This is a genomic window from Streptomyces sp. NPDC006314 (assembly GCF_040613075.1).
GTDB lineage: Bacteria > Actinomycetota > Actinomycetes > Streptomycetales > Streptomycetaceae > Streptomyces.
Genome location: NZ_JBEXRL010000006.1, coordinates 1 through 13,818 on the forward strand (window position 1 = coordinate 1; position 13,818 = coordinate 13,818).

The 13,818-nt window shown below is 71.2% G+C and carries 12 protein-coding genes; 8 read left to right on the top strand and 4 right to left on the bottom strand.

Annotated features, from left to right (window positions below; genetic code table 11):
* From ABZ079_RS12670 to ABZ079_RS12680, 3 genes are all read left to right on the top strand, one after another.
* Window positions 1-694, top strand: a 694-nt coding sequence (locus tag ABZ079_RS12670) for a cbb3-type cytochrome c oxidase subunit I (RefSeq protein WP_356939421.1), incomplete at its 5' end; no start/stop codon positions are given.
* Window positions 691-1,041 carry a hypothetical protein gene (locus ABZ079_RS12675; RefSeq protein ID WP_356939422.1) on the top strand — a complete coding sequence of 117 codons (351 nt, stop codon included), beginning with the start codon at window positions 691-693 and terminating at the stop codon, window positions 1,039-1,041. The genes ABZ079_RS12670 and ABZ079_RS12675, both read left to right, overlap by 4 nt.
* Before the next feature lie 17 nt (window positions 1,042-1,058).
* Window positions 1,059-1,238, top strand: coding sequence for a hypothetical protein (locus tag ABZ079_RS12680; protein ID WP_356939423.1), 180 nt, complete (start codon window positions 1,059-1,061; stop codon window positions 1,236-1,238).
* A 4-nt stretch (window positions 1,239-1,242) separates the two neighbouring features.
* Here ABZ079_RS12680 and ABZ079_RS12685 read toward each other — a convergent pair whose 3' ends face one another.
* Together ABZ079_RS12685 and ABZ079_RS12690 are read right to left on the bottom strand one after the other, a co-directional pair.
* Window positions 1,243-2,268: an alcohol dehydrogenase gene (locus ABZ079_RS12685; protein ID WP_356939424.1), complete on the bottom strand. Its 1,026-nt coding sequence runs from the start codon at window positions 2,266-2,268 to the stop codon at window positions 1,243-1,245.
* A 210-nt stretch (window positions 2,269-2,478) separates the two neighbouring features.
* Entirely contained in the window at window positions 2,479-3,141 is a 663-nt protein-coding gene (locus ABZ079_RS12690) for a TetR/AcrR family transcriptional regulator (RefSeq protein ID WP_356939425.1), read from the bottom strand.
* A gap of 140 nt (window positions 3,142-3,281) precedes the next feature.
* Here ABZ079_RS12690 and ABZ079_RS12695 point away from each other — a divergent pair, with 140 nt between their 5' ends.
* On the top strand, window positions 3,282-4,535 hold the full coding sequence (locus tag ABZ079_RS12695) for a YncE family protein (protein WP_356939426.1): 1,254 nt from the start codon (window positions 3,282-3,284) through the stop codon (window positions 4,533-4,535).
* Window positions 4,536-4,590: 55 nt separating this feature from the next.
* On the opposite strand, the gene ABZ079_RS12700 is transcribed toward ABZ079_RS12695, so the two are convergent.
* Window positions 4,591-6,450 carry an endoglycosylceramidase gene (locus ABZ079_RS12700; RefSeq protein ID WP_356939427.1) on the bottom strand — a complete coding sequence of 620 codons (1,860 nt, stop codon included), beginning with the start codon at window positions 6,448-6,450 and terminating at the stop codon, window positions 4,591-4,593.
* A gap of 68 nt (window positions 6,451-6,518) precedes the next feature.
* Window positions 6,519-8,582, bottom strand: a complete 2,064-nt coding sequence (locus ABZ079_RS12705) for a translation factor GTPase family protein (RefSeq protein ID WP_356939428.1) — start codon at window positions 8,580-8,582, stop codon at window positions 6,519-6,521.
* Between the two features lie 253 nt (window positions 8,583-8,835).
* Between ABZ079_RS12705 and ABZ079_RS12710 the strand changes: the two genes are divergently transcribed.
* Genes ABZ079_RS12710 through ABZ079_RS12725 form a run of 4 tightly spaced genes read left to right on the top strand, consistent with a single transcriptional unit; the run spans window position 8,836 to window position 13,648 of the window.
* Window positions 8,836-9,354, top strand: coding sequence for a (2Fe-2S)-binding protein (locus tag ABZ079_RS12710; protein WP_356939429.1), 519 nt, complete (start codon window positions 8,836-8,838; stop codon window positions 9,352-9,354).
* Window positions 9,351-11,906 (top strand): molybdopterin cofactor-binding domain-containing protein, encoded by a 2,556-nt coding sequence (locus ABZ079_RS12715; protein ID WP_356939430.1) that lies wholly within the window; start codon window positions 9,351-9,353, stop codon window positions 11,904-11,906. The genes ABZ079_RS12710 and ABZ079_RS12715 overlap by 4 nt, the downstream gene beginning before the upstream one ends.
* Window positions 11,903-12,757 carry a xanthine dehydrogenase family protein subunit M gene (locus ABZ079_RS12720; RefSeq protein ID WP_356939431.1) on the top strand — a complete coding sequence of 285 codons (855 nt, stop codon included), beginning with the start codon at window positions 11,903-11,905 and terminating at the stop codon, window positions 12,755-12,757. Before ABZ079_RS12715 ends, ABZ079_RS12720 begins: the two co-directional genes overlap by 4 nt.
* Window positions 12,758-12,772: 15 nt before the next feature.
* Window positions 12,773-13,648: a MoxR family ATPase gene (locus ABZ079_RS12725; protein ID WP_356939432.1), complete on the top strand. Its 876-nt coding sequence runs from the start codon at window positions 12,773-12,775 to the stop codon at window positions 13,646-13,648.
* Window positions 13,649-13,818: the final 170 nt, after the last annotated feature.

Below are 13,818 nucleotides of genomic sequence, written 5' to 3' on the forward strand. Positions count from 1 at the left end.
CTTCCTGATCGCCGTCCCGACCGGTGTGAAGTTCTTCAACTGGATCGGCACGATGTGGAGGGGCAGCCTGTCCTTCGAGACGCCGATGCTCTGGGTGATGGGTTTCCTCATCACGTTCGTCTTCGGCGGGCTGACGGGCGTCATGCTCGCCTCGCCGCCGATCGACTTCCATATCTCCGACTCGTACTTCGTGGTGGCCCACTTCCACTACGTGGTCTTCGGTACGGTCGTCTTCGCGATGTTCTCCGGCTTCCACTTCTGGTGGCCGAAGTTCACGGGCAAGATGCTCGACGAGCGCCTGGGCAAGATCACCTTCTGGACGCTGTTCATCGGCTTCCACGGCACCTTCCTGGTCCAGCACTGGCTGGGTGCCGAGGGCATGCAGCGCCGGATCCCCGACTACCTGGCGGCGGAGGGGCTCACGACGCTCAACACGGTCTCTTCGGTGTTCTCGTTCCTGCTCGGTTCGTCCCTGCTCCCCTTCTTCTACAACGTCTGGAAGACGGCCAAGTACGGTGAGCGGGTGAAGGCCGACGACCCTTGGGGTTACGGCCGCTCGCTGGAGTGGGCGACCTCCTGCCCGCCGCCGCGCCACAACTTCGTCACCCTCCCCCGCATCCGCAGCGAGTCCCCGGCATTCGACCTCCATCATCCCGACGTCTCCTCCCAGGAACGGGAGTTGACCACGCCGTGACGACCGGGGAGGACCACGACCAGGGCGCACGGGCCCTCGTCCAGGAGATCGAGGGCCATCTGCTGCTGGCCGCCGCACGGGAGGAGGGCCGTACCGCGGCGGCCCGCGTCACCTCCCGGCTCGGCTGGCTCACCGACGCCCAACGCGAGGATGTCGAACGGCACTTCGAGACCGAGTATCTGACACTGGCCCGCGCCTCATGGCGCCGTACCGCCGAGCGCGCCGAGGAGCTGCGGCAGACGTACGAGTCGCGCTACCAGGCGCTGCGTCAGCGGCTGCTCGCCTGCCTGCTGCTGGGCTCCGCGGTGCTGGCGGCAGCGGGTCTGGTGCTGCTGTGCCTCGGCTGAACGTTGCGCACCGGACCGTGATCCCGCGGCCGGACCAGCGCTCCCAGTGGCGCGTTCGGCCGCCGACGGCCGGGGAGCCCGCCATACTGTCCCGCGACCCGGCGTACCGGAAGCGGGCGGGGTTCCTGGGTGCCCGCATCCGCGACGAGGACGGCGCCGCCCCCGTGCTCGAAGCGATGGACCGGCTGGACGGCTGAGGCGTCAGCCGGCGGTGAGCACCATCCGGAAGCGGGCCCGGCCGGAGAGCATCTTCTGATAGGCCTCGGCCGCGTCGTCGAGCGGGACGGTCTCGGTCATCGGGCGGATGTTGTGCAGGGCGCTGAAGGCCATGGTGTCCTGCACGTCCTGCGCGGTGCCGGACGGGTGGCCGCGGACGGTCCGGCCGCTCATGAGCAGCTGGACCGGGCTGATGCCCAGCGGCTCGGGGTCCGCACCGATGGCCACCAGCTCGCCGCGGGGTGCGAGGCCGTCGACGGTGGCCGTGATGGCCTCGGAGTTCCCTGCGGTGGCCAGCACGACGTGGGCACCGCCGAGGGACTGCAGTGCTTCGGCGACCGGTGTGCCGGAGGTGCTGTCGACGTAGTGGTGGGCACCGAGCCGTTTGGCGAAGTCGGCTTTCTCGGCGCCCCGGGCGATCGCCACGGTCTCGAAGCCCATCGCGACCGCGTACCGCACGCCGAGGTGGCCGAGGCCGCCGATGCCCAGCACCGCGACCAGGTCCCCCGGTTCGGCGGAGCTGCGCCGCAGGCCGTTGTACGTGGTCACGCCCGCGCAGGCCATGGGCCCCGCGTCGCTCGCCGCCAGCGCGTCGGGAATCCGCGCCAGGGCGTCGACGGGCGCGATCACCTTGCCGGCGAAGCCTCCGTCGTAGGCCCATCCGGGGACCTTGAGGTTCACGCACACGATGAAGTCGCCCTGGCGGCAGGGGGTGCAGTGGCCGCAGCTGCCGCCGAACCAGCCGACCGCGACCCGGTCGCCGACCTGGTATCCCCATTCCTGCGCGCCCTCGCCCAGCTCCTCGACCCGGCCGGCGATCTCGTGTCCGGGAACCACCGGAAAGGTGACGCCCGGTAGTCCGCCGTTCACGAAGAGGGCGTCACTGTGGCAGATCCCGCAGGCCTCCACGGCGATCCGCACATGGCGGGGCCCCGGTTGCGGCACCTCCCGCTCGGCCAGCTCGAACGCGCCGCCCGCGGCCGTCACCTGCGCGACTCGGTAGGTAGTCATGTGTCTCTCCGAGAACGGGTCCGACGGTCCCCCGCACCAGCAGACCAGCTCCAGGCCGATCGCGCGCGCCGAACGGCCGGGGCCCCGGATGACCTGGACTTTCCGGTCCGGGCGTGCGGCCCGCGTTCGTCATCCGGCCCGGGGTCACCGGCGCCGGCCGGCCTCACCCGGCACCGGTCCGCCCGCTCTCCGGGCGGAGCATCCGTCACCTCACCCGGCCCGTGGACGCCAGCCCTCCGGGCGCAGCATCCCCAGCAGCAGTCGCACCAGCTCGTCCACCACCTCGTCCAGCGTGGCGTCCACCCAGCCGGCGCTCCAGTCGTGCAGGAGGCCGTTGACGCTGCCGATGAAGGCCGTGGCCGCGAGACGGTAGTCGCGAGGCGCCGCCTCCCCGCGCGCCACGGCCGCGTCCGCCTCGGCGCGGATGAGGTCGACCCAGCGGGCCCGGCGGGCGAGTCGCTGCTCCTCCAGGCGCGGGCTGACGCCGATGATCTCCACGAAGGCGATGCGGGTGCGGCGCGGGTCGCAGGTGACGTCGCGTGCGTAGGCCCGGAAGAGCACCGCGGCGCGCTCGGCCAGCGGCAGCCCTTCCGCGGTGGCGAGGGCGTCCAGCACGGCCTGCTCGGCCCAGTCGTTCACCTGGAGGTGCAGCGCGGCGAGGACGTCCTCCAGGGTGCGGAACTCCTCGTAGAACTGGCGCGTGGACAGGCCGGCGGCCTGGCTCAGCGCGGCGACCGTCGTGGCCCGGTAGCCCGGGGTACCGCCGAACAGCCGGAGTGCCGCGTCCAGGAAGCGGCGGCGCCGTTCTGCCTGCCGCTCCGCCGCGGACCTGCCGCCGTAGCGGCCTGTGGGCGCCCTGAGCCTGCCCGTCACGCTTCCCCCTCCGTCATCCGCCGATCACCCCAATCTTGTCGTGCACACATCTTGTCGAGAAGGCCACCCCCTCCTTACTTTTCAGTAAGTTCACTGTGAATGCGCCCGTGTTCAGATCTCCCCGAGGAAAGAGAGCAGTCATGCCTGCCTTCAGAACCAGGCACCTTTGCTCCGTGGCCGCCGCCCTCGCCCTCACCCTCGCCGGCCCGGCGACCGCTGCTTCCGCGGCCACCGGCACGTCCGGCGGACTACGCGAGGTGCTGTTCGTCGGCAACAACTGGGACGGCACCGCCGATGTCATCGGGTCCTCCGGCGACTTCACGAAGATCGGCCGGATCGACGTCATCCCCGACAAGGACCAGCGGATGGCTGAGATCAACGCGGACCCCGTCAAGTGGATCTACTTCCAGGCGATCCGCAACAGCGTCGGCGAGGGCCACGATCAGTTCGCCGACGACATGTACTCCACCCCGGACGGCCGGTCGGTCGTGGTGTCCCGGCCCAGCTTCGCGGACGTCGTCTCGATCGACCTGGCCACAGGAAAGGTCAACTGGCGTTTCGCGGTGGCCGGCTACCGCGCCGACCACATGGCGGTCTCGCCGGACGGCGCCCGGGTCGCGGTGTCCGCCTCGACCGCGAACACCGTGCATGTGCTCGACATCGGCACCGGCGAGCAGCTGGGGTCGTTCGCCACCGGCGACAAGCCGCACGAGAACATCTTCACCAAGGACGGCAAGTACATCTGGAACATGTCCATCGGAGACGTCAACACCGCGCTGGACGCCCCGGGCTGGGACTGGACCAAGGGTGACCGGCACCTCACGGTCGTGGACGCGACGACGTACAAGCGGGTCAGGGTCATCGACATGCGCCAGCGGCTGGACGCGTTCGGGCTGAAGGACTTCTCCGACGCGGTGCGCCCGGCGGTCTTCTCCCCCGACGAGTCGAAACTGTACTTCCAGGTGTCGTTCTTCAACGGCTTCCTGGAGTACGACCTCGCCACCGACAGGATCACCCGGACGAAGACGCTGCCGAAGAACCCGGCGACCGGCGAGGACCGCACCACCTGGGTCAACGACTCGCGCCACCACGGAATCTCGATGAACCCCGGGGGCACCAAGCTGTGCGTCGCGGGCACCATGGACGACTACGCCACCGTCGTCGACCGTGCCACGCTCCAGGAGGGCCCGCTGATCACGGCGTCCAAACCGTACTGGGCGACGATCAGCGGTGACGGCAAGGACTGCATCGTCTCCGAGAGCGGCGCCGACCAGGTGACGGCGATCGACTTCGCCACGGGACAGAAGGTGACGTCGATCCCGGTCGGCGACCATCCGCAGCGCGTCCGACTGGGACACGTGCAGGCCGCCTGGACCGGTTCCAGCGGGAGTTGAGCGGCCGTACGGCCTCCGGGACGCCCCACTCGCCCGGAGGCCGTACGGCTGTGCGTCACAGGCGCGCCGCCGCCCACGCCGCCAGTTCGGCCTGCGCCGCGTTCAGCAGGCCCGCCGAGGGGGCCGCCGTGGCGCCGTTGGTCACCAGCGCGTAGTGCTGGACACCCGCATCCGCGTCGGTGAGGAGCAGGCGGCGGCTGCCCGTGCCGCCCGGCTCGGGGGCCACGCCGACCGGGGTGGTGGCGGTGTGCGCGGGCGGGGCGTACTCCGCGCCCAGGTCGGAGACGACGGTCGTGGACGCGGTCGGGAAGGACGCCGGAAGGTGCAGTTCGGTGGGTGCGGTGCCGCTGCCGGAGCGCCACACCAGCAGGCCGTACTGGCCCGAGCCCACCAGCTTCGCCACGTTCGGCAGCGAACCCGGCACCGGGTTCCAGGTGAGGGCGGCCGAGCCGTCGCGCGAACGGTCCTCGTAGGTGAAGGCGAGGGCCGTACCGGCCGTGGCGCTCGGGTAGAGGCGGTCGAGCAGGCGGGCGTCCTGACGGAGTGTCACGGTTCCGGAGTCGTCGAGCCGCACGGCGGAGAGGTCCTCGTCGTTCCAGCCGTCACCGGAGGTGATCACCTTGCCGGGGTTGCCGTTCATCGGCTCGTGATGCCGGCCGTTGTAGAGGTCCCACTGCCACTGGGTGCCGGACAGCACCGGGCCGGACGCGGCCGGGTTCGTCCACCAGCGTGCGCCGGGAACACGGGAGTCGAGGGCCTGGTACACGGCCTTCAGGACGGTCGGCGCCTTGTCGGAGACCGTGCCGGACAGCGGATGACCGAACTCGCTGACCAAGGGGGCGCTGCCGGTGGCCGAGGCGCGGTCACGGACGGTGGCGAAGTCGGCGGCGTACTGACCGTCGGCCGCCTTGCCCCACATCAGGATGCCGGAGATGGCCTTCTGGTCGTAGAAGTGGGTGTTGAAGACGTAACGCGGACCGAGCGTGCCCGCGTCCAGCAGGCCGCCCTCCTGCTTCTGGGTGGAGATGTTGGCGTTCCAGTAGAGGTTGGGCTCGACGAGTGCGGGCTTGTCCTGCCAGCCGGCGGCGTCCATGCGGGCGCGGAACTTCTCATAGAACGGCCAGAGCAGATCGCGTTCCCAGGTGCGGGAGGTCTGTCCGGAGTCGTAACCGCCCGCGTACGGCTCGTTGTACGGGTCGACGCCGACGATGCCCGCGAACTCCGCCGTGGTCAGGTGCTGTCGAAGGTAGGACATGGTCGCCCGGGCGGTGTCGAGGAAGGCGTCCTGGAGGCCGTAGGCGTTGTGCCAGAAGTCGTACTGGGCCTTCTGCACGGCCGCGTTCTGGGTGATGTTCTGACCCCAGAAGAGGCAGACACCGCAGGACTCCTTCGGGTAGCTCCCGGCCGCGACCGCCCACTCGGGGGCTCCATCGCCCGTGTACCAGCTGCTCGAGTGGAACAGGTGGCGGGAGTAGAGGTCCTGGTGGAAGTCGGGGTGGACACGGAGGCCGGCGTCGAGGAACGCACGCATCTGCTCGGTGACGGCGGTCAGGTAGGCGGTGTCCACCTGGCCGCGAACCGGTTCGGCGTGTGCCCAGGAGAGCAGGAAGCGGACCGCGTTGCCGCCGCCGAGGGCGCGCAGCGCGGTCGCGGACTTCCGGGCGTCGGCGACCGAGGCGAAGGGCAGACCGCCGTTCTCCTCCAGCTTGGTCTCGCCGGACACGTTGTAGCCGCGCAGCACGATCTCGCGGCCCTGGCCGTCGGTGAAGCGGCCGCCCCGCACGGTGAGCGGGGAACCGTCGAACCACAGGGAGCCGGTGGGGGTGGCGGCCGTGGCGGGCGGGGGGCCCGCCACCGTCGGGAATCCGCAGAGGACGACCAGGACAACCAGCAGACGCGCCCGGATAGTCGGCATGTCCACCACGGTCCGGCGATGTCAGGTCAACGTCAATGCTTCTGACTGGTAAGTAAGTTGACTGACCGTCAGTTGCGGGGGCGGTCACCCGCCCGGCGCATCACGTTCAGCAGGTATTCCTTCCGGTGCAGCGGGTTGCGGTCGGTACGCGGCCGTCCGGGGACCGTGCCGCGCGTGACCGGTGCGTAGTGGTCGAAGGCCGTCTCCAGCTCGCCCTCGCCCCGGGTCAGCCCCGGCAGCCGCTGCTCCAGCTCGTGCACCCGGGCGGCCGGCACCGAGCCTTCCAGGACACAGGCCGGGCCGTGCGTGCCGGTCGTTTCGGGTACGGCGCCCAGCCGGGTGAGCACCGGCAGCAGCACGCCGAGCGTGTCCGCCGGCGCCTCCAGCCGGAAGCGGTGCATCGGCTCGTGTACCCGGCTGCCGGCCCGGCGCAGCGCCTCGATCAGGACCAGCGGGGTCACGCCCCGGAAGTCGTAGCCGGTGCTCGACATGCTCTTGTCGAAGCCCTGGTGGGCGTGGCTCTGCCGGGGTGAGTAACCGGAGTGGGTCATGGTGACCGTGCAGTCGGTGACCTGCCAGCCGTACAGCCCCTGGCCGAGCGTTTCGCGGACGGTGTCCTCGACGGCCTTGAAGAAGGCGTACGGCATGGAGCCCAGCTCCACCTCCAGCCGGAACACCACGCCCGAGCCGGGCGGGGCCGGGTCGATACGCAGGCCGACGGTGGCGAGGAAGGGGTTGGGATCCTTCTCGTCGAACTCCACGGCGTGCCCGGTGCCGGCCGGCCGTTCGATGCACAGGGCCGTCGCCTCGCGGAAGGTGACGTGCAGGCCGTACTCGTCGGCGAGGGTCGCCTGGATGACCTCCTTCTGCACCTCGCCGTAGAGGGACACCGACGTCTCCTTGCGTAGTTCGTCGTGGCGGACGCCGATGAGCGGGTCCTGTTCGGCGAGCTGGGTGAGTGCGAGGTGCAGGGAGCGCCGGTCGGTGCCGGGGCCGGGGACGACGACGGTCTCCAGGGTGGGCGGCGCGAAGTGGGGCTCGTAGGCCCTTCCCGGCTCGCCGAGCGCATCGCCGACACGGATGCCGCCGAGACCCCACACCTTCACGATCCGCCCCGCGCCGGCACTCTCCCGCCGGCCGGCCGCGCCCCGCTCGAAGACACTGAGCACGGTGACCCGGCCTTCCTTCCGGCCACCGGTTTCCCGGCCTTCCCTGCCGCCGTCTGCAGGCTGACCCACCTTTCGGCCCTCGGCGGTCCGGCCCGCCTCACGCCCGTCCCCCAAGGGGATGCGGGCGCGGACGCGGAGGGTGCCGGAGAAGATGCGCGCGTAGGCCACCTTCTCCCCCGCCGGGCCGCGCTCGACCTTGAAGACCGTGGCCGACAGCGGGCCGTCCGGGTCACCGCCGGCAGCGGGCAACAGCCGCTCAACACCCCCGATCAGCTCGGGCACACCGGCGCCCGTGACGGCGGAGCCGAAGTACACCGGATGGACCAGCCCCCGCCGGGTCTGGGTCGCGAGGGCGGCATGCAGGCGGGCGTCGGATACACCGCCGTCCAGGTAGGCGGCGAGCAGGTCGTCGTCGCGGTCGGCCAGGGCGTCCAGCGCGGCCGCTCCGAGGCCGGGGACGAAGCGGGCGGCGCGGGTCCCGAGCGCGGCGGCGCGCCCCATGGGGACGAGCGGTACGGCCAGCCGGCCCGCCATCTGGCGCAGCACGGCGTCGTCGTGGGCGCCGCGGCGGTCGATCTTGTTGACGAAGACGAGGGTGGGGATGTGCAGTCGGCGCAGGGTCCGCATCAGCAGCCGCGTCTGCGCCTGGACGCCTTCCACCGCCGAGACGACCAGGACGGCGCCGTCGAGGACGCCGAGCACCCGCTCGACCTCGGCGATGAAGTCCGGGTGACCAGGGGTGTCGATGAGGTTGACGGTGACGCCGTCGAGCGGGAACGACACGACGGCGGACTTGATGGTGATGCCACGCTGCCGCTCCAGCGCGAGCGTGTCCGTGGTGGTACTGCCGGCGTCGACGCTGCCGATCTCGTCGATCACTCCGGCCGAGTGCAGCAGCCGTTCGGTCAGGCTGGTCTTACCGGCGTCGACATGCGCGAGGATTCCGAGATTGAGCAAATGCACTGAGCGTGATGTCCTTCGGCGCGAGGTGGGTTCCTTCCTGGGTGGACATGCACGCGGTGCGCATCCGAGGTCCTCTCTCCGCGGGATCCGGGTCCCGAGCAGTGAAGCGGGCACGTTCCGCCGACGACAATGTATTTACCTTCAACTAACCTCCGCCGCAGCGCTCGCCGCCCCCAGGACGCGGCCATAGAGTGACGTACATCACGCCGGTCCGGCTGAGTCCCCACTCCTGCCCGCACGGTCTGGAGGGCGCATGACCCACATCAAGGTGAACGTGGACGGCACGACGTACGAGGACGATGTGGAACCCCGTCTCCTCCTCGCCCACTACCTGCGCGACCACCTCGGCCTGACCGGCACCCCGATCGGCTGCGACACCTCTAACTGCGGGGCGTGCACGGTCGATCTGGACGGGGCGACCGCCAAGAGCTGTTCGGTACTGGCCGTGCAGGCGGACGGCTGCGAGGTGACGACGATCCAGGGGCTGGCGAAGGACGGTACATGGACGGCGCTGCAGCGCGCCTTCCACGAACGGCACGGTCTGCAGTGCGGCTACTGCACCCCGGGAATGATCATGGCGGCGCGCGATCTGCTGCGCGAGAACCCGCATCCCACCTCCGACGAGGTCCGGCAGGCCCTGGAAGGCAACCTCTGCCGGTGCACCGGTTACCAGAACATCGTCCGCGCGGTGCTCGCCGCGGCCGGGCATGAGGTCGCCTCCGGGCAGGAAGTCGCCTCCGGACAAGAGGTCACCGAGGAGGCCACGACATGACCGGTCAGGCCGTAGCACACGAGGTCGGCCGCTCCCGGCTGCGCAAGGAGGACGCCCGGCTGATCACCGGCCAGACCAACTGGACGGACAACATCCAGGTCGCCGGGCTGCTGCACCTGGCCGTCCTGCGCAGCCCGATGGCCCACGCCCGCATCACCCGCGTCGACGTCTCCCCCGCCCTCGAACGGCCCGGGGTCGTCGCTGCCTTCAGCGGCGCCGACCTCTCCGAGGGGCTGGGCTCGCTGCCCTGCGCCTGGCCGGTGACCGAGGACATCGTGCTGCCCGACCATCCGCCGATCGCCGTGGACGAGGTCCGCCACGCCGGTGACCCGGTGGCCGTCGTGGTGGCGCGCGACCGGTACGCGGCCGCCGACGCGCTGGAGGCCGTCGAGGTCGACTACGACCCGCTGCCCCCGGTCCTCGACCTGGAGGCCGCCCTCGCCGAGGGCGCTCCGCTGGTCCACGCCGACAAGGGCACCAACCGCTGCTACACCTGGCCGCTCGCCACCGGTGAGAGCTTCGACGCGGTGCGGGAACGCGCCGAGGTGACCCTGAAACGCCGCTACCACCAGCAGCGGCTGATCCCCAACGCCATGGAGCCGCGCGCGGTGGTCGTCACCCCGCTCGCCGCCTCCGGTGAGTACACGGTCTACTCGGCGACGCAGATCCCGCACATCCTGCGGGTCATGCTCGCCGTCGTCACCGGCATCCCCGAGCACAAGCTGCGGGTGATCGCCCCGGACGTGGGCGGCGGCTTCGGCTCCAAACTCCAGGTGTACGGCGAGGAGGCACTCGCCCTAGCGGTGGCACGCAGGCTCGGCCGCCCGGTGAAGTGGACCGAGTCCCGCTCCGAGGGCTACCTCGCGACCCACCACGGCCGTGGCATGATCCAGGACATCGAGATCGCCGCCACCCGCGAGGGCAGGCTGCTCGGCCTGAAGGTCGACCTTCTCGCCGACATGGGCGCCTACCTGATGCTCGTCACCCCGGGCATTCCGATCCTCGGCGCCTTCATGTATCCGGCGATCTACAAGATGGACGCCTACGAGTTCACCTGCACGGGCGTCTTCACCACCCGCACCCCCACCGACGCCTATCGCGGTGCCGGGCGCCCCGAGGCCACGTTCGCCATCGAGCGGACCATGGACGAGCTGGCCCGCGAACTCGGCGTGGACCCGGTGGAGGTGCGGCGCCGGAACTGGATCCGGCACGAGGAGTTCCCGTACACTACGATCGCCGGGCTGACCTACGACAGCGGCAACTACGAGGCGGCGACCGGGAAGGCGCTCGGCCTGTTCGGCTACGAGGACCTGCGCGCCGAGCAGCGCGAGCGCAACGAGCGTGGCGACACCGTACGCCTGGGCATCGGCGTGTCGACCTTCACGGAGATGTGCGGACTCGCGCCGAGCCGGGTGCTGCGCGACCTGCGGTACGCGGCCGGCGGCTGGGAGGCGGCGAGCATCCGCATGCTGCCCACCGGCAAGGTGGAGGTGGTCACGGGCACCAGCCCGCACGGCCAGGGACACGTCACCTGCTGGAGCCAGATCGCGGCCGACGTGCTGGGCGTGCCGTTCGAGGACGTCGAGGTGGTGCACGGCGACACCAGGGCCGCCCCGCAGGGCATGGACACCTACGGCTCCCGGTCGCTGGCCGTCGGCGGCGAGGCCGTGCACCGGGCCGCGGTGAAGGTGGTGGACAAGGCGCGGAAGGTCGCCGCGCACCTGCTGGAGGCGAGCGAACAGGACCTTGAGTTCAGTGGCGGTGTGTTCTCCGTGAAGGGCTCCCCGGAGGCGCGCAAAACCATCCAGGAGATCGCCTACGAGGCGTTCACGTCGCACGACCTGCCCGACGGGGTGGAGCCGTCCATCAACGCCGAGACGCTGGTCGACCCGGAGAACTTCTCCTACCCGCACGGCACCCACCTGTGCGCGGTCGAGGTCGACACGGAGACGGGCAAGACGCGGATCCGCTCGTACGTCTGCGTGGACGATGTCGGCACCGTCGTCAACCCGATGATCGTCGAGGGCCAGGTGCACGGCGGGCTCGCCCAGGGCATCGCACAGGCCCTGTTCGAGGAGGCCGTCTACGACGACCAGGGCAATCTCGTCTCCGGCACGATGGCCGACTATCTCGTGCCGTCGGCGGCGGACCTGCCGGAGTTCGTCACCGAGCGGACGGAGACGCCGGCGACCTCGAACTCCATGGGGGTCAAGGGAGTCGGGGAGGCGGGGACGATCGCGTCGACACCCGCCGTCGTGAACGCCGTGGTGGACGCGCTGCGGCCACTGGGTGTGCGGGACGTGCGGATGCCGTGTTCGCCGTACCGGGTGTGGCAGGCCATCCAGGAGGCTCGGTCCGGTGACGCCGGTGCGGCCGACGAGACCGGAGGGACGGGGCCGGCCCGGTCCGGCCAGTCCGGGCAGGCGGCCCGGTACGGCGACATCGGACAGTACGACGACATCGGGCAGTCGGACACCGGCCAGCCGGGCATCGGTGAGTCGGGCCTCGGCCAGTCTGATCTCGGTGAGTCGGGTAAGGAGGGTTCGGCATGATTCCTCCCACGTTCGAGTACACCCGCCCGGGCAGCGTGGACGAGGCGGTGCGCGCGCTCGCCGAAGCGGGCGAGGAGGGGAAGGTGCTGGCCGGCGGGCAGAGCCTGCTGCCACTGCTACGGCTGCGGCTGGCCTTCCCCGAACTCGTCGTGGACGTCGGCCGGGTCCCGGAGCTGCGCGGGGTCCGCGAGGACGGCGACACGCTCGTGATCGGTGCGATGACCACGCACCACGAGGTGGTCCACGACCCGCTGGTGCGCCGCCACGCCGGTCTGCTGGCCGAAGCGACGGCCACCGTGGCCGATCCGGCCGTACGGCACCGGGGCACCCTCGGCGGCTCCCTCGCGCACGCCGACCCGGCCGGAGACCTGCCCGCCGTCGCACTGGCCCTGAACGCCGAGCTGGTCGTGGCCGGCCCCGGCGGCCGGCGCACGGTCCCGGCGCGGGAGTTCTTCGTCGACTACCTGCAGTCGGCGCTGGCCCCCGACGAACTGCTGACGGAGGTACGGATCCCGAAGACGGACGGCTGGAGCTTCCACTACGAGAAGTTCCACCCGGTCGCCCAGTCCTGGGCCATCGTCGGAGTCGCGGCGCTGGTGCGGCACGAGGACGGGCACATCGTCGAGGCGCGTGTCGGCCTGACCAACATGGGCTCGACCCCGCTGCGGGCCACTGCGGCCGAGGAGGCACTGTCCGGCGCCGGCGGCGCCGAGGCCGTCGCACGGGCCGCCGAGGCGGCGGCCGAGGGCACCCGTCCGTCCCAGGACCTGTCCGCCTCGCCCGAGTACCGGACGCACCTCGCGCGCGTGCTGACCAGGCGGGCGGTGCTGACCGCCACCGGATGGGGGTGAGCGCCCATCACCCGGATGGACGACCCGGAGCAGGTGCGGGCCCGCCTGGAGGAGACGGGGTACCTCGTCGACGAGGGGCTGGCCATCACCTGTTTCCTGGCCCTGAGGCTGCATCGGCCGCTGTTCTGCGAGGGCGACGCGGGCGTGGGCAAGACCGCGCTCGCGACCGCCCTCGCCGAGGCGCTCGACGCGCCCCTCATCCGCCTCCAGTGCCACGAGGGGATCGACGCCTCCCAGGCCCTGTACGACTGGGACTTCCCGCGCCAGCTGCTGCACCTGCGGGCCGCGGAGGCGGCCGGTGTGAAGGACGCCGACCGGCTGGAGAGCGAGCTGTACGACAGGCGTTTCCTCATCGCCCGGCCACTGCTGCGCGCGCTGCAGACCCAGCCGTCGGTGCTGCTGGTCGACGAGATCGACCGGGCCGACGACGAGTTCGAGGCGTTCCTGCTGGAGCTGCTGTCCGAGTACGCGGTGACCATTCCGGAGCTGGGGACGCTGCGGGCCGAGGACCCGCCGGTGGTCGTGCTGACCTCGAACCGGACCCGGGAGGTGCACGACGCGCTGAAGCGGCGGTGCCTGTACCACTGGTTCGACCATCCCTCCTTCGCCCGCGAACTGGCCATCGTGCGGCGGCGGCTGCCCCGGGTGTCGGCGCGGCTGGCCGAGCAGGTCACCGCGCTGGTGCAGGCGCTGCGGGGCGCGGACCTGATCAAGCCGCCCGGTGTGGCCGAGACGATCGACTGGGCCCAGGCCCTGGACGCGCTGGGGGCCGGCGAGGTGGACGCGGAACTGGCCGTGACGACGCTGGGGTCGGTGCTGAAGTACCGGGAGGACGCGGACCGGGCACGCGGACTCGATCTCGCGGCGGTCCTGGCGGCCCGGGGAGCGTGACGTCGATGAGTACAGAGGGAAGCGGGGCGGCCCGACGGTCGGGGGCCGGGACCGGGCCGCTCGAAGCGGTCACCGAGACCGGAACGGACCAACGGGCAGGGACCGGCCAGCAGCCACGAACAGACCAACGGTCAGGGACCGGCCAGCCACGAACGGACCAACGGTCAGCG